The organism is Candidatus Chromulinivoraceae bacterium (genome assembly GCA_035478595.1).
Classification (GTDB): domain Bacteria; phylum Patescibacteriota; class Saccharimonadia; order Saccharimonadales; family Saccharimonadaceae; genus CAMLKC01.
In genome coordinates, this window is record DATIJL010000005.1 from 16,642 (window position 1) to 37,291 (window position 20,650).

General features: G+C 43.5%; 22 protein-coding genes. 19 read left to right on the forward strand and 3 right to left on the reverse strand.

All coding sequences use genetic code 11. The features are described from left to right. The first annotated feature begins 7 nt into the window (after nucleotides 1–7). The gene (gene map, locus VLG36_01355; GenBank protein HSW77427.1) at nucleotides 8–760 is read left to right on the forward strand and encodes a type I methionyl aminopeptidase; all 753 of its coding nucleotides are present in this window, start codon (nucleotides 8–10) and stop codon (nucleotides 758–760) included. Here map and VLG36_01360 read toward each other — a convergent pair. Beyond that, nucleotides 746–1,393 (reverse strand): aspartate/glutamate racemase family protein, encoded by a 648-nt coding sequence (locus VLG36_01360; GenBank protein HSW77428.1) that lies wholly within the window; start codon nucleotides 1,391–1,393, stop codon nucleotides 746–748. The genes map and VLG36_01360 overlap by 15 nt on opposite strands. Before the next feature lie 90 nt (nucleotides 1,394–1,483). On the opposite strand from VLG36_01360, the gene ftsA reads away from it, so the two are divergent. The 16 genes from ftsA (at nucleotide 1,484) to VLG36_01440 (ending at nucleotide 18,098) form a co-directional block, all read left to right on the forward strand. Continuing rightward, nucleotides 1,484–2,725: a cell division protein FtsA gene (gene ftsA / locus VLG36_01365; protein HSW77429.1), complete on the forward strand. Its 1,242-nt coding sequence runs from the start codon at nucleotides 1,484–1,486 to the stop codon at nucleotides 2,723–2,725. A 64-nt stretch (nucleotides 2,726–2,789) separates the two neighbouring features. Further along, on the forward strand, nucleotides 2,790–4,007 hold the full coding sequence (ftsZ, locus tag VLG36_01370; protein HSW77430.1) for a cell division protein FtsZ: 1,218 nt from the start codon (nucleotides 2,790–2,792) through the stop codon (nucleotides 4,005–4,007). 13 nt (nucleotides 4,008–4,020) lie between these two features. Then, a complete protein-coding gene (nrdR, locus tag VLG36_01375; protein ID HSW77431.1) occupies nucleotides 4,021–4,470 on the forward strand; it encodes a transcriptional regulator NrdR in 450 nt (149 codons plus the stop codon). Between the two features lie 5 nt (nucleotides 4,471–4,475). After that, entirely contained in the window at nucleotides 4,476–4,733 is a 258-nt protein-coding gene (locus tag VLG36_01380; GenBank protein HSW77432.1) for a hypothetical protein, read from the forward strand. After that, nucleotides 4,726–5,343, forward strand: coding sequence for a vitamin K epoxide reductase family protein (locus VLG36_01385; GenBank protein ID HSW77433.1), 618 nt, complete (start codon nucleotides 4,726–4,728; stop codon nucleotides 5,341–5,343). The genes VLG36_01380 and VLG36_01385 overlap by 8 nt, the downstream gene beginning before the upstream one ends. A gap of 337 nt (nucleotides 5,344–5,680) precedes the next feature. Further along, nucleotides 5,681–6,202, forward strand: coding sequence for a GNAT family N-acetyltransferase (locus VLG36_01390; GenBank protein HSW77434.1), 522 nt, complete (start codon nucleotides 5,681–5,683; stop codon nucleotides 6,200–6,202). Then, nucleotides 6,199–9,063 (forward strand): isoleucine--tRNA ligase, encoded by a 2,865-nt coding sequence (gene ileS / locus VLG36_01395; protein ID HSW77435.1) that lies wholly within the window; start codon nucleotides 6,199–6,201, stop codon nucleotides 9,061–9,063. Before VLG36_01390 ends, ileS begins: the two co-directional genes overlap by 4 nt. A gap of 126 nt (nucleotides 9,064–9,189) precedes the next feature. Beyond that, nucleotides 9,190–9,735 (forward strand): prepilin-type N-terminal cleavage/methylation domain-containing protein, encoded by a 546-nt coding sequence (locus tag VLG36_01400; GenBank protein HSW77436.1) that lies wholly within the window; start codon nucleotides 9,190–9,192, stop codon nucleotides 9,733–9,735. A gap of 248 nt (nucleotides 9,736–9,983) precedes the next feature. Further along, nucleotides 9,984–10,928: a Wzz/FepE/Etk N-terminal domain-containing protein gene (locus tag VLG36_01405; GenBank protein ID HSW77437.1), complete on the forward strand. Its 945-nt coding sequence runs from the start codon at nucleotides 9,984–9,986 to the stop codon at nucleotides 10,926–10,928. An 83-nt stretch (nucleotides 10,929–11,011) separates the two neighbouring features. Beyond that, nucleotides 11,012–11,680, forward strand: a complete 669-nt coding sequence (locus VLG36_01410; protein HSW77438.1) for a sugar transferase — start codon at nucleotides 11,012–11,014, stop codon at nucleotides 11,678–11,680. Between the two features lie 397 nt (nucleotides 11,681–12,077). Beyond that, nucleotides 12,078–12,950, forward strand: a complete 873-nt coding sequence (locus VLG36_01415; GenBank protein HSW77439.1) for a hypothetical protein — start codon at nucleotides 12,078–12,080, stop codon at nucleotides 12,948–12,950. Then, a complete protein-coding gene (locus VLG36_01420; GenBank protein ID HSW77440.1) occupies nucleotides 12,940–14,112 on the forward strand; it encodes a CDP-glycerol glycerophosphotransferase family protein in 1,173 nt (390 codons plus the stop codon). Before VLG36_01415 ends, VLG36_01420 begins: the two co-directional genes overlap by 11 nt. Nucleotides 14,113–14,120: 8 nt before the next feature. After that, nucleotides 14,121–15,068 carry a glycosyltransferase family 2 protein gene (locus VLG36_01425; GenBank protein HSW77441.1) on the forward strand — a complete coding sequence of 316 codons (948 nt, stop codon included), beginning with the start codon at nucleotides 14,121–14,123 and terminating at the stop codon, nucleotides 15,066–15,068. Between the two features lie 25 nt (nucleotides 15,069–15,093). Next, complete coding sequence (locus VLG36_01430; protein HSW77442.1) at nucleotides 15,094–16,371, forward strand: flippase; 1,278 nt, start codon at nucleotides 15,094–15,096, stop codon at nucleotides 16,369–16,371. Between the two features lie 109 nt (nucleotides 16,372–16,480). Next, nucleotides 16,481–16,957 carry a VanZ family protein gene (locus tag VLG36_01435; GenBank protein HSW77443.1) on the forward strand — a complete coding sequence of 159 codons (477 nt, stop codon included), beginning with the start codon at nucleotides 16,481–16,483 and terminating at the stop codon, nucleotides 16,955–16,957. Further along, nucleotides 16,950–18,098 (forward strand): LCP family protein, encoded by a 1,149-nt coding sequence (locus VLG36_01440; protein ID HSW77444.1) that lies wholly within the window; start codon nucleotides 16,950–16,952, stop codon nucleotides 18,096–18,098. The genes VLG36_01435 and VLG36_01440 overlap by 8 nt, the downstream gene beginning before the upstream one ends. 101 nt (nucleotides 18,099–18,199) lie before the next feature. On the opposite strand, the gene VLG36_01445 is transcribed toward VLG36_01440, so the two are convergent. After that, nucleotides 18,200–18,883, reverse strand: coding sequence for a hypothetical protein (locus VLG36_01445; protein HSW77445.1), 684 nt, complete (start codon nucleotides 18,881–18,883; stop codon nucleotides 18,200–18,202). 341 nt (nucleotides 18,884–19,224) lie between these two features. On the opposite strand from VLG36_01445, the gene VLG36_01450 reads away from it, so the two are divergent. Continuing rightward, nucleotides 19,225–19,410 (forward strand): hypothetical protein, encoded by a 186-nt coding sequence (locus tag VLG36_01450; GenBank protein HSW77446.1) that lies wholly within the window; start codon nucleotides 19,225–19,227, stop codon nucleotides 19,408–19,410. Between the two features lie 265 nt (nucleotides 19,411–19,675). Here VLG36_01450 and VLG36_01455 read toward each other — a convergent pair whose 3' ends face one another. After that, nucleotides 19,676–19,942: a hypothetical protein gene (locus VLG36_01455; GenBank protein HSW77447.1), complete on the reverse strand. Its 267-nt coding sequence runs from the start codon at nucleotides 19,940–19,942 to the stop codon at nucleotides 19,676–19,678. A 476-nt stretch (nucleotides 19,943–20,418) separates the two neighbouring features. Here VLG36_01455 and VLG36_01460 point away from each other — a divergent pair, with 476 nt between their 5' ends. Continuing rightward, nucleotides 20,419–20,625 (forward strand): hypothetical protein, encoded by a 207-nt coding sequence (locus VLG36_01460; GenBank protein ID HSW77448.1) that lies wholly within the window; start codon nucleotides 20,419–20,421, stop codon nucleotides 20,623–20,625. Nucleotides 20,626–20,650 lie beyond the last annotated feature (25 nt).

Genomic DNA, 20,650 nt, shown 5'->3' on the forward strand with positions numbered 1-20,650 from the left:
TAATGTAATGCAACCATCTAAAACTCCCGCTCAAATCGATGCTATGCGTGAAGGCGGCAAATTGCTTGCCGGTATTTACGATAGGCTTAAAAATTATGTTCATGCCGGTATGAGCGAAAAACAGGTTGATGCCTGGGTATCAGACGAGATTAAAAAAGTAGGAGCAATCGCAACCTACAAGACATCTGAAGTTAATTTCCCTGGTGTGATTTGTATCAGTACGAATGATGCGATTGTGCACGGTATTCCGACTGACTATGTATTTGAAGAAGGCGATGTCGTGAGTTTTGATCTTGTGATTACCTACAAGGGTATGAAGACAGACGCCGCATTTACGATGATAATTGACGAACAGCCAACAGGTGTTAAAAAACATCTTATCAACACGACAGAGCGTAGTCTATATGCAGGGATTGATGTGATTAAAGGATCCGTCTATACAGGCGATATTGGCGCTGCAGTTGAGAAGGTTCTGAATGACGGTAAACTGGGTATTGTACGTGATCTTGTTGGTCACGGTGTAGGGCAGGAGATGCATATGCCACCCGAGATTCCAAACTATGGGCGAAAAGGCACGGGCGTTCTTCTAAGACCTGGTGATACGATCGCCATTGAGCCAATGGCGATGCTTGGTAAGGAACGCATTACAACTGATGCTGACGGTTGGACAATTCGCACGCGCGACGGTAGCCTTGCCGCTCATTTTGAACACACCGTGCTCATTACAGAAACGGGCGCAGAAATCTTAACCCAGCTCTAGTAAGTGGGCAACTCGCCGGCCGATAGCTTCGGACGGCTCGATGACTTTTGCATCGCCATTTGCGATCTCTGAAATGACGTCCTTAATCCAGTGATAGTGAGTGCAGCCTAGTACAATCACATCAGCACCTTGGTCGCAAACTTGGCGGATAGTTGTCTGGATGTGTTGTCGGTTGATTTGATTGTTCTCAATGAGGTATGCCCAATCGTGACAATCAGGTTCAAGTACGGTGATGTTGCTGGCAAAACGTTTTTTTGTCGCGTTATACCGATCACTAGCTAGGGTTGCTGGAGTGGCGCAAACGGCAACTATATCGGTTTTTGTTAACTGTGAGGCGGTTCTTACCATTGGTTCAATGCCAATGAATTTTTGTTGGGGGTAACGGGAGCGAAGCGTAGGCAGGGCAATGGCCGTTGCGGTGTTACATGCAATGACCACAACATCACATTCCTCCGAAAGAAGCGGTTGGATAGCTGTGTCGGTTAGACGAATAATCTCGTCGGGTGTTTTGCTGCCATAGGGAACGTGCTGATGATCGTTAACGACGATCATCCCGGCTTTTGGAAATGTTTGTTGCAGGGCAGCGGCTACCGCTTCACCACCCACGCCAGAATCAAATACGCCTAATTTCATTACACTTAGTATAGCACTAGGCATTATTTAGGGCGGTAAAGAGCGCGTGAGCGCTAGGCAAATGTGTCCATAAGCGCTATACTTTTACGTATGCAAGAAACATCTCGATATGCTGTCGGTATTGATATCGGAACGACAACTGTTCGTTGTGTTGTAGGTCATATCGACGCCACAACAGGAACGCCGACGATCGTAGGAATGGGACAGGCACCAAATAGCGGCATGCGAAAAGGTGTGGTCGCTAATTTAACTGGTCCAGCTCAAGCCATTGACGATGCACTGGGTGAAGCCGAACGTATGAGTGGCTATCAGGTAAATGCCGCCACTTTAAGTATTAATGGCGCACACATTTTAAGTACCAAAGCCGATGGCATGATTGCTGTTGGTGCGATGGATCACGAAATTGTTCATGAAGACCTCGCGCGCATCGAAGAAGTCGCGACACTCGGTAAAGTACCGGCAAACCGCGAAATTCTTGAGGTTGTGCCACATAGCTATCGGCTCGATGGTCAAGATAACATAAAGGATCCGCTTGGTATGACGGGTACACGGCTTGAAATTAACGCTAATGTTGTTTCGGCACTCGCACCGCACCTCGCTAATCTACAAAAATCAGCTGAGATGGCTAAGGTCTCACCACGAACGATCACACCGTCAGTACTCGCTGCGGCCCGTGCTGTTTTAAGTGAACAACAAATTGAAAACGGTGTCGCTGTTGTCGATATGGGCGGCGCAACTACAAGCGTTGCGGTGTTTGAAGAGGGAGACCTGCAATATGTGGCTGTTGTTCCCGTTGGAGGTGTGAATATTACGAATGACCTGGCTATCGGTCTTAAGACTGATCCAGAGGTTGCTGAACAAGTAAAAGTTGGTCACGCTACGGTGGTGGCACGCAAGAACGATGAGCGTATCGCCATTAAACAAGGCAAAGAAACATTTAGCTTTGACTCAAGTGAGGTTGATGAAATCGTTGAAGCACGGCTTGACGAAATTTTTGATGCAGTTGCAAAGGAGCTTAAAAAAGCAGGTCGCGCTGGTCAGCTGCCAAGTGGCGTTGTGCTAACTGGTGGCACTGCTAAGATGAAAGGCATTACTGAGTACGCTAAGGAAAAGCTTGGTCTCGCGGCACGCGTCGGTAAGTCATCAGGCTACGGTGGTGTTGCAGAAAATATTGAAGAACCACAGTTTGCGACAGTGGTTGGACTGATGCTTCTAGACGTTCAGAGCGCACCGCAAAACACGTCAAACCATCATGCGGGTGCAAATAGCAAGAAAGCACTTAAGAATGCCGGTGGCATGATATCTAAATTTTTGGACAAGTTTAAGGCATGATTTGTTTTTGAACAATAAATGTTATACTAAAGAATGAATAGAAATCGGGGGAGACTATAATTCCATGCCTGAAGTAAAACCAAGCGAGATACAGACATTTGCCAGCATTAAAGTTGTTGGTGTTGGTGGTGCTGGCGGCTCTGCTGTAAACCGCATGAAGGATGCCGGCCTAACCGGTGTTCAATTTATTGCAATGAACACGGATGCGCAAGCACTACATAATTCTAAAGCAGATACTAAAATTCATTTAGGTCACAATACTACAGGAGGCCTTGGTGCCGGAGCCGATCCTTCACAGGGACAGCGTGCCGCCGAGGAATCACGTGACGATATCCGTGATGCACTTGAAGGTGCTGACATGGTCTTTGTTACTATTGGTGCTGGTGGCGGTACTGGTAGCGGCGCAGGGCACGTAGTAGCTGAGATTGCTCGTGAGATGGGTATTCTAGTTGTCGGTGTTGCAACAAAGCCGTTCAGTTTTGAAGGTGAAAAGCGCCGTCAGAACGCAGAGTGGGCTATTGCACAGCTTGGTCGCCAAGTTGATACACTTATTACCATTCCGAACGACCGTCTTTTGCAGACGATTGATCGCCGCACGCCGCTTCTTGAGACATTTAAGATTGCTGACGATGTACTTCGTCAGGGTGTGCAGGGTATTTCCGAGCTTATCACTGAACATGGTCTCATTAACCTCGACTTTGCCGATGTAAAGGCTATCATGAGCAACGCAGGGTCTGCACTTATGGGTATTGGTCGTGCGAGTGGAGACGATCGTGCCGCACAGGCTGCTCAGCAAGCTATCGAATCACCGCTAATCGAAGTATCAATTGATGGTGCTAAGGGCGTTCTCTTCAACGTTACTGGTGGCTACGATATGAGCATGAGCGAAATCCAAGAGGCTGCTGAAATTATTACCAGCGCCGTTTCGCCCGATGCTAACATTATTTTTGGTGCAACACTCAAGCCGGAACTTGAAGACGAACTCATCATCACTGTTATCGCAACTGGTTTTGATAGTGCGTACTTCCACGAGCAGGCAGCTCAACTAGAGACGCCAACCGGTCTTGTTGCTGACACTAAGGCCGCTGCTAAGCCAATCTCTGAAGAAGTAGACGAAGCCGTACAAGATATTAGCATGGATCTTGATCAGTCTGATGCCGCTGCAGCATTTGCTGAAGAACCAACCCATGATATCTGGAGCACTCCACAAGACGATGACGAGTCGGATACGCCTGCGTTCCTTCGCCGCCGCAAGAAGAACAAGCATTCTGACGAATCCTAAGAAAGGAGCTAGTGTGAGCGCAAAATACAAGATTGGTGATAGTCGCGTGATCGAGTCGCGTGAGGCTGCCGATGGCATGACTATTCGCCGCCGCCGTGAGTCACTTGATGGCAAATATCGTTTTACGACGTATGAGCGAATTGAACGACCAAACCTTGCGGTCATCAAAAAAGATAGCTCGCGTGAACTTTTTGATCGCGATAAACTAGCTACAGCTATTAAGCGTTCAGTAGGCAAGTTCTTCACATCTGAGTTGGAGATTGAAGAGATGATCAATAATGTTGAAGATCGGCTCTATAGTCTCAACGAAACAGAAGTAACATCGCGCCAGATCGGAGACTTGGTACTCGACGAACTCGCCGGTCTTAATGAAGTCGCCTACGTCCGTTTTGCAAGCGTGTATCACGAGTTTAAAACACTCGACGAGTTTGAAGAAATTTTGAAACAACGCCGTAAGGTATAAAGCATATGAAAACAATTGTTGTATATGAAGACGACACTGAATCTGCACGAGATGTAAATGAATACCTTCGTGACTTTTCAAGACAAACGGGCCACCAACTCGAAACGCTCGATCCTCGAACAAAAGAAGGCACAGATTTTTGTCGTGCCTATGACATTGTTGAATATCCAAGTCTCGTTGCCATAAGCGACGATGGTGTGATGCAAAATCTATGGCGTGGTTTGCCGCTTCCTACTATTAGCGAAGTGAGTTACTATGTATAACAAATTGTTTCAACATGCCCGTGAGCGTTCGGATGTGTGGATTTTCTCTACAATGTTGGTAGGTGCGGCACTGAGCCTGCTTGCAGCTTTTGTACTTTCGGTTGATTCACTAGAGATTGCTAAAAATCCGAACGCTGTGCTGAGCTGCAGCCTCAATGCGGTTATTAATTGCGCAAGTGTGATGAAGCATCCAAGTGCTGAAATGTTTGGTTTTCCAAACAGCTATATCGGTTTGATGGCTGAACCAGTGGTCATTACTATAGCCATTGCTGGACTTGCCGGTGTGCGGTTTCCGCGTGCATTTATGGCGGTAGCTCAGGCGTTTTATGGACTCGGACTTATATTCGCGTTTTATCTCTTCTCGGTAAGTGCATTTCAAATTGGCGCACTGTGTCCGTGGTGTTTACTTGTCACACTCTCCACGACGCTCGTATTCATGTCTATGCTTCATTACAATATACGTGAAGACAACTTGTATGTTTCCGAGAGACATAATGTATACCTGAAAAAATGGATCGCAAGCGGTTATGACCGTCTACTGACGGCAAGTATTATTGCTGTTTTGATCTTCATTATCTTATTCAAGTATCACGATGGCTTGTTCGGATAAATCTCAAAAAATGGTGTCAATCATGAAGAATTCTTAGAACGACTGGGAATCCCTCACGATTATGTGGTTGAATAAAAGCAAGAAACAGAGTAAACTAGCCATAGAAACACTTCGCTTTATATAGCGAGTGAGCGGTTATCGCCCGCGAAGTTTTTGGAAAGAACGGTGAGAGCTTAGTAGAATCCAACGCATCCACGGCGTTACAGTGGCAAATGAGTGCTAAAAAGTATCCCTTTTTAGAAACTGGATGGTACCGTCCGAGGCAACCCGGATTCCAGTGTTCTAAGAAGGGATTTTTGTTTTGTAAAAATCCTATAATAAGTAAGGATATGCCGCCGTGCAACAAACATTCACTATTGCTCCAATGACCGAAGCTGATATAGAGCCTGCTACCGCTATGCGTTTGCAGTCATGGCTGGATACCTATGTGAATAACGAGGCAGGCGTAACCCGCGAATGGGTTGAGGCTCGTAATAAGCAGCAACTATCACCAGAAAAAGTAGCTGCACGTCTTGAACGATTTAAGACTGCAAAAGTTGTCGGGTGGGTTGCAAAAGATGAGAATGAAAAGATTATTGGTGTCGCAACTCCCTACGCAGATGCGGATGGCGTACAACATGTCGGGTCTATATATGTCGACAAAGCTTGGCATGGAACGGGTATCGGAGGAAGGCTAATGGAGAAAATAATTGCATGGTCTGACCCAACAAAGGCAATTGTTCTTAGTGTTGCAGCCTATAATGAACGCGCTAAGGCTTTCTATCGCAAATGGGGATTCGAAGAAATTCCCGATTCTAAAATGCTTCATGAAGATGTAATTCCCATAATAGTAATGACCAGAAAAGGAGACAAGCAATGAAATTCAAATCAAACACTCGCCGTCGCGCTCTAGAATACGAAAAAGACCTTGTTGCGCAGTGGAAGAAGAATAAAACGTTCGAAAAGTCTGTCGAGATGCGACCGGTTGATAACTCGTATGTTTTTTACGACGGTCCTCCGTTTATTTCCGGTGTTCCACACCACGGGACGCTCCTTAGCTCGATCGTAAAAGATGCCGTACCACGATATCAAACTATGAAAGGTAAACGTGTTGAGCGTGTCTGGGGTTGGGACTGTCATGGTCTGCCTGCTGAAACATACACCGAAAAAAAGCTCGGCATTAAAGGTAAGCAAGAGGTCCTAGACTACGGTCTCGAAAACTATATCAACGCTGTTCGCGATAATATGAACCAAACTAGCGCTGCCTGGGAAGACACGATTGATCGTATCGGTCGTTGGGTTGACTTTAAGGGCGCCTATAAAACCATGGACAAAGACTACATGGAGAGTGTCTGGTGGGCGTTCAAGACTCTATATGAAAAAGAGAAAATCTATGAGGGCGAAAAGGTGCTTATGTACTGTACTCAGGATGCCACACCGCTCTCAAAGGCCGAAGTCACGATGGACAGCGGTGCGTATCAGGATGTTACTGATCCGAGTGTATTTGTGAAGTTTAAACTTAAGGGCGAAAACACCTATCTACTTGCATGGACGACGACACCATGGACACTTCCTGCCAACACTGCTGTTGCAGTTAACAAAGACTTTACGTATGTCGAGGTGGAGCTAGATGGTGAGCGGATGATTATCGCCAAAGATCTACTTGCAAAAGTTCTGACTGACGAAAAACATCAGCCTCTTGAATATAAAGTTGTACGAGAACTAAAAGGCAAAGACTTAGTAGGCAAAGAATACGAACCTCTTCTTGGTGTTGATCGTGGCGAAAACGCTCACAAAGTATGGGCGGCTGATTATGTTAGTGCTGAAGATGGTACAGGTATCGTTCATCTGGCACCCGCCTATGGTGAAGAAGACTTTGTGTTGGCACAACAAAAGGGAATCCCCGTCGTTCATACGATTGATGCAACCGGTCACTTCACTGAGAGCGATTGGAAGGGCGAATATGTATGGGATATTAACAAGACGATTGCTAAAACCTTGCATGAGCGCGGTATCGTCTGGAAAGTTGAGTATGTTCGCCACAGTTATCCGCACTGTCATCGCTGTGGCACTAAGTTAATGTATCGCGCACACCCAAGCTGGTTCATGAATATTGCCGATCAACGTGAGCAAATGCTTGTCGAAAACACAGAGCATGTTAACTGGTTCCCTCCGCACATCAAGCATGGCCGTTTTGAAAAAACAGTACAAACGGCGCCAGACTGGAATCTCTCTCGTGACCGTTTTTGGGCAACACCGATGCCTGTCTGGAAGGGTGTCGATGAAAAAGGCAAAGAACGTGTTAAGGTCGTGGGCAGTTTTGATGAACTTGAACAACTTTCGGGCGAGCGTCTTAACGATTACCACCGTCCATGGATCGATGATGTTACGTTCGAGATAGACGGTGTAAAATACGCTCGTATTGACAAGGTGATGGACAGTTGGTTTGAGGCTGGCAGTATGCCATTCGCTCAGTTCCACTATCCGTTTGAAAACGTCGAAAAATTTGAAGCCAACTTTCCTGGTGACTTTATTGTTGAATATGTTGGTCAGGTGCGCGCGTGGTTCTACTACGTACACGCAGTTAATATTGGTTTATTCGGTCAGAATGCCTTTAAAAATGTGATCGTAACCGGTACTGTTGCTGGTAACGACGGTCGCAAAATGAGCAAGAGCTACGGTAACTTTACCGATCCGAACGAGTTGATGGATATGTACAGTGCCGATTCGCTCCGCTTCTTGCTACTACAATCGCCACTGCTTAATGGTGAGGATTTTGCGCTCATCGATAAAGATGTTGCCGACGTAGCACGCAAACTGAGTATGGTTTGGAATATGTACGATTTCTTTACGATGTACGCTGAGGTTGATGGTTGGGAGTTCAAGGGTGATCTTTCCGACCCGAGCGAAGAGCTCGAAAACCCGCTCGACCAATGGATCGTCAGTCGTGTTCACCAGCTTAATCAAGAGGTTGAAAAGAATATGGATGGCTATGATGTGCCAAACGCCGTCAAACCAATCTTGCCGTTTATTGAGGATGCCTCAAACTGGTATGTTCGTCGTAGTCGTCGTCGTTTCTGGAAATCAGGTGATGATACTGATAAAAATAACGCCTATCGTACGCTGCATTATGTTCTGACACAACTTTCATTGATCATGGCGCCGTTTACACCGTTTCTTGCCGATGAGCTGTATCGAAAGTTAACGGGTGACGAGAGTGTCCATCTTCTTGATTGGCCGGCTACTGGACGTGTGAACGAACTAGTTACAAAAGATATGGAAACGGTCAGGGAGTATGTGAATACTGGTCTGAGTATTCGTGCCAAGGAGCGCCTTAAGGTTCGCCAGCCACTTGCAAGTGTTACGGTTCCAACGCTTGGTGAATTTGTGAATTTTGAAGATATCCTGACCGAAGAGTTGAATATCAAAAAGGTTAAAGAGGGCAGAGAGCTTTCACTCGATCTCACGGTAACGCCCGAGCTTAAACGTGAAGGGTTGGCTCGCGAGGTGATTCGCCATGTACAAAATGCTCGCAAGCAAGCTGGACTTAATGTTGATGATCGAATTGAATTGAGTCTTGTAAGTGATAGTAATGAGCTATATAAAGCAATAAAAGAGTTCGAGGAAACGATTGTAGCTGAAACGCTTGCCCAGAAGATAACAGACTCAGTGTACTCGTATGAGGCTGATGTGATAGTAGAATCAATGCCATTGAAACTCTCATTGCAAAAGAAGAAGTAGATAGGTGTAGAGATGCTCCCATGAGTCCCCGTATGGCCAGGTGATCCTGTAGAGAATATAAGCACAACACATATTGTGTGTAAAAATAGGGTTGATACCCATATTGCTAATGGTATACTAGAAATCATGCGCAACACTATGTATCTTCGGCAAGGATTCACTCTAGTTGAAATACTGATTGTAATTGTTGTGGTTGCTATCTTGGCGGCTACTAGCGTGGCGGCGTATAGTGGCGTACAGGGGCGGGCTCGTGATTCGCAACGTGTCAATGATATGGATGCGATCGTCAAGGCCCTTGAGATGTATAAGATACAAACCGGCAACTATCCGGCTGCTAGCAGTACTAATACTATTGCAAGTTGGGAGGTTAGCTCTATTAATCCTAGTCAATTTCTTTCGTCACTGAAAACAGCAGGCGTAGCTACGGCTATACCAGTAGATCCTATAAATAATAGTACTTCTAATCTGAAGGGCTTTTTATATAGGTACTATCGCTATAATGCTGGAACGAATGGATGTGATCCTGCGAGAGGGGCTTATTATGTATTGGTCGTAGGTTCTGCCGAGTCTGCAGTCGGTGGTCAGCTTAGCTCATCTCTAGGTTTTCAATGCTCGGGACGCAACTGGAACACTGAAGGTGGCTGGGTTACGGGTGCATATACGAACTATTAGTTGACGATAGATAGCGCGATCGTCGTGGGGAGAGTGCCTCTGTTTCTATCCGCATATCTTGTCACATGTGCTTTTTTGTAAGCTAAGTACATATATAAACAATTTACTTTACAATCGTGCACATAAGTGATACTATGAGCTTAGATTCAGAGCGTGGAATGTGGATTTGAAAGGAAGACGAGGGTATCGTCTTTTTTTGTATCCAAAAGCTCAATAGTCACAAAGTTGTTTATAGAGAGGACAACCAAATGGAAGAAAAAACTGTGCAGGAAATAAATCTGTATCACTTACTTAGATTTTATGTAAAAAAATGGGGATGGATTTTCTCACTAACCATACTTGGCGTCGTAGCTGGTTTTGTCTATAACAACTATATTCAAACTCCTCTTTATAAAAGTGACGCAACACTCCTTGTTGTTACGCCTAATGATGGTGCTTCGGCCCAGAACACTACCTTGATCAATAACTATATTGAGCTTTTCAAGTCTCGTCGCGTTCTCGAGCCGGTCGTTAATGAGCAAAAGGCAAACGTGTCTTATGACACGCTCCTTGGATTCGTGGATGCCGTCAATGACAAAGGCACTCAGGTTATCAAGGTCTCTATATCCACGAAGGACGCTCGTGTTAGTCAGCAGCTAGCCGAAGGTGCCATAGGGTCATTTAAGCAGCAGGTGAAGAAGCTTTATGCTACTGATAATGTCAGGGTCGTTGACGATGCCAATCTGCCTAATGCGCCATACAATGTACGTAAAATGATGATACTCGCCCTAGGCGCTGCTGCTGGACTGGCATTGTCTGTCATAGCTCTATTCTTCGTATATGATTTCAATCTTAATCGTAATCAAGGCGATGATACTTTCAGCACGACTAATGTTAAGTTGAAGAAAAGAAGTGGATCTAGGGGACTCTTTGCTCGTTTTAAAAATAAGATTAAAAAAATTAAAAGAAATTATATCAAAAAGTCTTTGTCTAAAAGAGCTGCTCGACAGGAGAAGACGGGTAAGGTTATGCGCAGTGTCTTTTTCTATGAGGTAGGCAAGAAGAATGGCCAAACGACACGTAGTAAAAAAACCAAAGCGACGACAGGCGCTAAAGCGCAGGTGTCCCCTAGAAAATCAACAGTAAAGGCTGCTACTACAAAACAGCCAACGTCGCAAATTAAAAAGAAAGTGAACAGAAAACCTAAGTCATAACAATATCCAGCGTATGGTCGCTTTGGGAAACAATTAAACTAACAGTTCATTATTATTACCAAATATAACGAAGAAAACTCTAGATGTACCGTAACTTCTTAAAACGAACATTTGACTTGATATCCGCCCTTTTTCTTCTATCATTTTTATTTATCCCGTTTACCATAATTGCGGCCTGGATTAAGCTTGACTCTCGTGGTCCTGTCTTATTTAAGCAAAAGAGAGCTGGTAAGGATCTGAAGCCATTCACCGTGTATAAGTTTCGGACTATGGAAACTTGGGCACCTCGAAATGTCGCAACAAGGAATCTACGTGATAGCGGCACGTATATTACTCGCTCAGGAAAGATAATGCGTAAAATATCAGTTGATGAATTGCCGCAGCTATTTAATGTCTTGCGTGGCGAAATGAGCATAGTTGGACCTCGGCCTGTCGTATTACAAGAACAAGACCTTTTCGCTGAGCGTGAAAAGTATGGTGCAAACGCATGCAGGCCAGGTATAACTGGCTGGGCTCAAGTAAATGGTCGTGATGAAGTTCGTACGGCGGAAAAGGCTAAACTTGATGGTATCTATGCCGCAAGTTTTGGTTTTGTGATTGATGCTAAGTGTCTCCTTAAGACTATCTCTGCTGTTTTTCTGACAAGGGGTCATCGTGAGGGTTACGAGTTTGACGATGATGGTAGTGACAGTATGCATCTAGAAAGAGAATTAACCCCAGGTGGCGAACTTGATGAGGGTGTGGTGGTATGAAATTTTACGTTTTGCTGTCGGTCTATAAAAATGAGCGGCCCGAATGGTCCAACCAATGTTTTGCGCGTTTATGCGTGAACAGTAGAGGCAAAGGGATCTCTAGATGTTGATAGTCAAAATTCTAAGCATGCGCAGTTTGAATATGCTCGCCCTATTAGTGTATTGTTACCTCAGTAGTATACAGGTAGGCTCCACTGCACTGAACGTCTCTGCTCTATCGAATTCATCGATAGCTATCTTCTTTCTTACGTCATTGCTAATTATATATAGGGGTAGGAAGATTATATATCCAGCGATCTTTGGTAGTCGAAAAATATTAATTCTCATATTACTAACTGCCGTTGTCACCTTATTGACAGGGACGACAATATTTCTGGTACCCATGCTATTTGCGGTAATGGCAATGGCAAGTGATCTAAGATTATTACTAAAATACTACCTATCTTGGTCAATTCTTCTGTTTGTCGGCATAGTAGTATTGCATGTGCTTGGGGTTATGAATGGAGGAGATGTGGTGCAGAAAGTGGATGGAATCGAGATCGTATCTCACTCACTAGGGTTTGGTAATCCGAACGGGGCATTTACGTATTTATTTAGTATTCTTATTACAGGCTATGTCTTGCTGGGTAGCTCATCACGAAACAAGATTCTATTTACGACTCTCGCATTAGTTTCCATTATTATCATATACAATCAAACATTATCCCGCACTGGTCTCCTGTGCTGTCTATTAGTAATAGCTTTCGGTCACTTTAACAAGGCAATGTCTTGGAGAAAAATTAAGCGTGTATTACCTATACTGTTCATCCTCCTTACTCTCGGTAGCGTATTTCTGGCTATGCATAATAATCAAATGGGTGATAACATAAACGATCTAATGTCAAACCGGCCCTACTGGTGGGGTATACGTGTAGAAGATGGTGAGCTGTCAAATTTACTTGGAAATGCCGATTCTTTCGCGACAAACTACGCGCAAGGGCAAGATTCGGCGCCACTAGATAGTTTCTTCTTAAGGATATGGTTTAGAAATGGCCTACTCATACTGTTAGTGTTTTTCGTATTTTTTCGCTTATGGTCTAAACGACTACAGAATAGAATGTTAGTACTTGGGACGTTAGTAACATTGCTCTATGGCTTCTCGGAATACGGAATTATGTCAAACCCCGGGAGGAATGTCGTATTGCTGATTATGATGGTACCTATTTTTAGTAAATATGCGGTAAGCCAGAAGATGAATCTTTTTGTTGGAGATACTTTCCGTGATAAGTAAGGCAAAATCCATTATTAGCTATGGTGTGTGGGCAGCTCGATATTCCGTGGTGAACTTTTGTGCCATAGTGGCAACTAGGTTACTTAGGTTAGGAAGTGAATATGAAGACGCATGGCTGATAGCAGAACTACCTAACGAGGCTAGAGATAATGGATACTGGCTCTATCAATTTATTAGCGAGGATCACCCCGAGATAAATGTTTACTATGCTATCAAACGGAGCTCCCCGGATTATGATAAGCTGTCTAATAAAAAGAGGGTGATCGAGTACGGTTCGTTTAAGCATTATCTGGCACATGTTTCGTGCGTAAGATCTATTAGTACGCATATATACGGGGCTAGTCCTGGAAGATACTTCTGCAGACTTTTTCTGCCTCTTATGTACAAGAAGGAAGAGGTATTTTTACAGCATGGCATACTAGCTAATGTTATTAATCTTCGTGGGTACAATGGGGTTACTATATATACGACAGATAGCGAGAAAGATTTGTTCTTGAAATCTGGTCACAAGAGACCAGAAAACCTTAAACAGACCGGCCTGGCTCGTTTTGACAATCTTACAGACGCATCGTCGGATTCAAACATACTGCTAGTTATGCCCACCTTCCGATCATATCTACACGATCTGTCTCACACTGTGAGCGATAATGATTTTATATCTTCCACGTTCTATGCGAACTGGAACTCTTTGCTGAATAATATTGGATTCTTAGACCTTGTAGCAAAAAATAATTTAAGAGTAATTTTCTACCCTCATCGACAGATGCAAGTTTTTAATCATCTATGGGCTTTTAGCGACATCATTACGATTGGTAATCCTAATGATTACGACATACAGCAGTTACTTAGAAGCGCAAAGTTGATGATAACAGACTACTCCAGTACGTATTATGACTTTATGTATATGAGGAAACCTGCCATAGTGTATCAGTTCGACAAGAATGAAGTACTAGGGACACACTACCAGCAATCCGGAAGCTACCCCTTAGCAATCAATCTTGTATCGGAAGAAGACGTAATAGATACTTTAAGCAAAATAATCAAGAGCCATTATAGACTACCTAAGCAAGCTGCTAGAGAGGTAGACGGCTTTTACCCGTATGAAGATACTAAGAATAGGCAGAGAATTTTTGCAATATTATCAGAGGAAAAAAAGAAATGAAAGACCTGATGGTCAGCATAATTATACCGGTGAGAAACCACGAGAAATATGTTGCTAGATGTGTGAAATCGATACAATCACAGACATATACTAACTTAGACATAATAATAGTACTTAACGACTCGTCTGATCAATCCAGGGCGATATGTAAAAAACTTGAATCCACGGACTCCAGAATAAGAATTATGGATATCAAAGAAGCTGGTGTTTCAAGAGCCCGTAATGTAGGTATTGAATTAGCGCTAGGAGACTACATAGTATTTGTCGATGCTGATGATTTCGTACACAGTTTCCTAATCCAGCGCCTATATACAGAAGCGAATAAAAATGAAGCTGACATTGTTGTAGCTAACTATGAAAAGTATGCTATCGATGCGTTGGGAAGGGAACATAATAGCAAACTTATGAACCGTAGAGTGTCAGCCAACCTTTATGCAAAAGGTATGCTGCTCGGAAGCCAAGGTTATGATGGATATATTTGGAGTAAAATGTACCGCTCTAAAGTTTTGTCGAAGACTAGATTCGATGAGAGATTGTCATTCTCAGAAGATACTGACTTTCTCCTTAGGCTATTGCGGCAGGATTTGCAGGTCTTTATTAGTCAATTTGTGGGCTATTTCTACAGTCAAGATACTAGTGGGATAACAAAAGACTCCTCAGGAAAGCAAAGGTTGGAGTCGCTTGCACTATCTGAAACATTTATCAGGGAGGCGGTCAATGATGGAGTTCGCGCTGCTGCACAGTGCTACTATTGGCGTAATGCCTATTACATATTGTCGCAAAACAATATCTCATCCGGAGATCAGAATAGGGTGTGGAATGCAATGAGGAGGTATCGCACGGTTGTCATTATGGATATTTCCTCACCAATAAAATATCGGCTGATCGCATTGTTATCTCTAATCGGCAAGGGTATTTTCATACGCATAATGTCAAGACTGGCGAGTGGTAATTAAAGTGCTTTTTAGGTCAAAATTGGGTATGAAGGTTCTTCGACTAACGAAGAATAGAACAGTTAAAAACAGCGCATGGATTATCTCGGAGCGTATTGTTAGTATTGGCCTCAATACCATAGTCACCATCTTAGCTGCGCGACATCTTGGCGCTGAGAACTACGGAATTATTAGCTATGGAGCATCTTTCGTTACATTATTCTTGGGAGTAATGAGACTAGGGTTGGATGCGATAATCGTCAATGAATTAATAAAGCACAAAGACAAACAAGGTGAAATACTGGGTACATCCGTGAGACTTAGGCTTATTTCAGGCTTTATGTCAATCATGATGATATCAATCCTGATATTTGTACTGAATCACAACAGCGCATTAATACAAGCTGTTGCTGCAGCACAGGCGATTATGCTGATATTTCAGGCTTTCTATATACTTGACTATTGGTTTCAAGCACGGCTTGAGTCAAAATATGTTTCAATAGCAAAAGTCTTTGCCTCGGTATTTATCTTTATGTATAGTCTCTACCTCCTGATATCTGGTAGGGGCGTACTATGGTTTGCGTTTAGTCTCTCCATTAGCAGTTTAGTTATTTCGTTCATGCTGCTATATTTCTATAAAAAAAATGAAGGACAAGATCTGACATTTTCAACAGAAACTGCAAGGTATTTGCTGGGTAAGAGTCATCATTTCATTATAGCCAATATAATCGTGTCAGTTTATCTGCAGATTGATAAGATAATGATCGTTAATCTACTCGGAAATGTACAGTTGGGTATATATTCAGCAGCCTATACAATATGTGTAGCATGGGGTTTCTTGCAAGAAGCAATAATAACTTCTATACGACCCTCTATATTTCATGCCAAACAATACTCAGAGGATGCATATCTAAAGAAACTTAAACAGTTATACTTTATTCTTTTTTGGGTGAGTGTCTTTATTTCTGCGATTATATCTATATCGGCGCCTTTGTTAATCAACGTACTATTTGGCATTGAGTATAAAGATGCTGCATTCGTCACTAGTGTCATGGTCTGGTTCATGCCACTTTCTACGCTCGGCTCTGCTCGAAACGTATGGCTGGTAAGTGAAGACAATGGCAAATATACGAAATATTTCTTGACATATGGCGTGGTGGTTAATGTGGCTCTCAACCTCCTGTGGCTACCGAGTAAAGGCATAGCGGGCGCTGCTGTTGCCACTATTATTACTGAAATCGTAACGCTTTTTCTAGCTCCGTTATTATACAAATCAACGCGTCGGCACAATAGGATAGTGATTGACGCTATTTTGCATAGACTATAGCTTTTTTGAGACTTATACGGACCGATGGGACAGTGAAAAGTGAGTATCGATGTTGACATGCGGCATGAAGTTGTATAAATGTAAAATTTAACCTCAAAACAGGAACCATATGAAGAACAAATTGAAACTAAGATATAAATACCTACTACTCGTTGCATGGATGCTCGTAATATTCTCATTTTCTAGCGAAGTGAGGAGCGTATCACATGCTCGAAGCGAAGCTATTGTGAGTGTAGTGACACATACATTTCACGTCAAGGCGAGTAATGATTTAGTAAACTTTATTACTCGTAAGTCTGCGCACACGTTCTTATATCTCATACTCGGAATACTAATGTTTAATGTAGTGAAGGAGTATAACAAGAGCGGTAATGGAGAGCGGGCAGGGGATTTGAGATTAGCTGTGTTATTAAGTATTCTGCTGTGCATGGCATATGCGAATAGCGACGAATTTCATCAGATATTTACTCCTGGAAGAGGAAGCTTGGTAAGTGACGTGGTAATTGATACGATTGCTAGCAGCGTCGGAGTCGGCGGTTATTTGCTTGTTGCCACACGATACGGAAAGGGACAGGATAATGAATAAAAAGATAAATATACGAGCGATCACGACGCGTCTCGCCATTTTAAAGAACAGGCGTGTGTTGCAGCGTCTCATCGGGGCGGTCCTAGCTATTAGCTATGGCCTTGCTGAGTATTCTATTATTCGGACGGGTTTAGTGCCTACCAAGTACTTACTTATAAGTGGGTTCATTACTGTAATCGCAGTTGCCTTACTTGAGCTAGTACTAGTATGGAGAAAGATGAGTCTTCGTAGGGGTATTGTTTATATGGTGCTAGCTGGACTGTTTATTATTATAAATGTAGGTATTTCTTTCCTTGGCTTTACCACATCTAACTTCTTGGATAGAATTCAAGTTGGTAGAGGAACGAGCCAGAGTGCATTACCGGAACTTGACGAGACAAAACCGTTTTCTATCTACATTAGTGGTATCGATACGTATGGTGGAATTGATACTGTATCAAGAAGTGACGTTAATATACTGGCGGTGGTGAATCCGAAATTACATAAAATCTTACTAGTAAATACCCCCAGGGATTATTACGTTCAGTTGCATGGTACAACTGGTCTTCGGGATAAGTTAACGCATAGTGGTCTGTACGGTATAGATATGTCGGTGAAAACTATGGAGGATCTATATGCGACGCCGATTGACTATTATTTAAGAATCAACTTTACGTCGCTAGTTAACATAATCGATGTACTGGGTGGGGTCGATGTTGACTCGGCATATAATTTTAAGGTTGGTAGTGACAATTTTGTTATTGGCAGCAATCATTTGGACGGAAAGAAGGCTCTAGAATTCACTCGCGATAGATACTCATTTGAAGAAGGTGACCGAACTCGTGGTGAAAACCAGCAAAGAGTCATCGAAGCCATTATATCAAAAATGAGTGGCTCGAGCTTACTGCTCCATTATCCAGACATACTAGGATCTCTTCAGAATAGTTTCCAGACTAATATGAGTTCTAGTGACATGGCTAGGCTGATTAGATACCAACTAGATAGTATGGCAAAGTGGCAGGTCAGATCTACGAGCGTCAATGGATCAGACAGCCATAATTACACGTACAGTATGCCAACTACCATGCTGTATGTCATGGAGCCCGACATGACCTCAGTAGTAGCCGCCAGAACTGAGATACAACAGTACAAATCGCAATAAGTATCTAGGAAGTGCCAGGGAGTACTATCCTAAGTGTCAAGGTTAGAGTAGAGGGAGTCACGGTTATATCTCGGATTCCGAATTGATAATAGCTTTGTAAGCTATCCAACAGTGGTTGATAAAACGATCTGCTTAGCTTGAGTGTAAAAACTGGACGTAAAAAAATTGAGTGCATCACTTTTGGAACTAAAAGCTTGATCTGCCTCGCTTGCCACGAGACCAAAGCTACGAGCACTAAACTGAAACAGCACTTTCTGTTGGTTTGCTGGATCATAAACATACCAATCATCGGTCAGAGGATGACACTTTAAGTATTCTTTCATCGAAAAGCGCGTAGATGGCTTGGCGGAATGAACCGAGATAAGTCCACTGTTCGCAATGAACTTCGATTTATCATACATTGGGCTCGCGATCGTTTCGCAGTAATATACAGACTGTGCTAGCCCCTTAATCTTAACCGGAGTCATAGATACGATGTCGGTAAGAATAGCATCTTTATTACAGACAACGGGCATAGGTATCTCGCCAACAAAGAACCACAAACCGATTGGTGAACTCGGGTCTGTCTCCCAACCATTCGTGCCTACGTAGCCAAACTCATAGTTAATTGGCTGACCGTTAAGCTCATTCCAGACATTGATGCCCTCATACCAACTTGTTGGATAGGTAAAGCTGATATTCTTCACAGTCGCTTGGTAGGTGTCGTATAAAGTAAATGGCGGTTTGAAATGTTCAGTTACTAATTTCTCTTGAATCCAGTTGATTGTATATTTTTTGTCGTTCATATATGACGATAATAGTATCGTAAACTACTTAAGGCAATATTCGGCTAGTGAGGAGGGTTTTTGAGGTTGGACTCATCATATCTGAGTGTAGAAAGCTCTTCCGGCTACGACTGGCGTCGTAGCCGCATAGAAGAAGGCGGTTCGCCACTCTTATCCAAAATCAAGGTGAGGAAGCTACTGGACAGTCGAGCCTACGGCTCGACTGAACCCATGATGCCTCTGGCGTAAGCTGGGGGGTCATTAAAAAGTTGCGGCTGAAACTAAAACTAATTTGGTTTAATGTAATTTATCTTTTAAAATATATGAGTTGACATATTCACAAGAACGACCAGGAGGTAGTCATGAGCGACTCACTGCCAAATGACGAAAGAGTCAAGGAGATAATTGCCAAGGCTCTTGAGATTGGGGTGATCGACAACGATCTCGCTAACGATCTTCGCAAGGAGAGCCCGGGAGAGGCCCTCAAGGCACTATCTGCCATCTTGGCCCTAAAGGGGTATAGCCTGAGAAGACTCTTTCCGGAATAGAGTACTTCTGGCTCCAGTGAATAGTCATAGCCCTGCATCGATGAGATGCAGGGCTATTTACTTGTCAAAAGAATAATACCCCGCCCCCAATGGCTACAAAAGGACAGGCTACGTCTCTGTTGCACTTAAAGATTGTAGGACCATGTCTTACTCCTAATGTTGTCTTTCTTGATAAAACGTTAAACATCTTATTATAATATTGATACTTTCAGTTATTTTCTTCATAGCTAACCCGCAAGTTATGCGGGTTAGCTATGAAGTCTACTTAGTCGCTCATGACGACGAAGTAGCCCTTGCCTGGAGCATTCAAGAGAAGCCTTTGTCTCTTCAGGCTACCAAACGACGCGAGCACTCCTGGGAGAGTGGCCCTCTGATTCGCATCCAGCAACGCTACGAGAATGCGGACTGAAACGGATTCGTTCTTCATCCGAGGACCAACCAACCCCGCCTTCTTGCCGTCGATGGCCTGGTTGTCCGCCGGGGTAGCGATCCTCCGCAACTCGTTGAGGACGCGCATATCAAAATCGTGCACAATTTTCCCATCATGTATAGTGTTTGACGTAGGACAGTGATTATAATAGCATATACCTTGTCGTTTATTAGGAGAGAGTACTATGATATTAAATAGGCTTGTGCGCCATACACAAGCAGTTGCTTTTCTATCATTATCCTACACTTCATGTTTACATTTTTTGCCCACCCACTACTATGAGTAAGATATATACGAGGGTTCGGTAGAGTTGTATATTTTGACTATTACGAGATGGGCATACGCCTACAGGAACCTCGGTGAGATGTCGGCACATTCGATCTCAAGGCGACCGCCGTCAGGAATGTTACCAAGACGTCGGCAAAGCGTCGGATCGCAACATTCGGGCGTTTCTTGGCCACCACAAGGAGACAAGTGGGTTTCAGCCTTTGTGCTGGATTTCTGTGACCAAAGTCCGATTGACATTTTATTGTTTTTATGCTTAAATGTGATCAGGAAAACACTAAAACAAAAAAATAATGCTGTTTAAACACCATATCTCATTCAAACAAATCGACCCGCTAGGGGATGGCCTCCGTGAGGAGATTGTTCAGGAGCAATCCGAGCCTAATGCTATCACGCTTGAGGAAAATGTTGACGAAGACCAGTTAGATCGCTATTGGCATTCTGTTGAAGATGACATCGAACACGATCCTGAGTGGTTTCATTTTACTGAAGACAACTAGCCTTACTATACTTTTTATAGTAGAA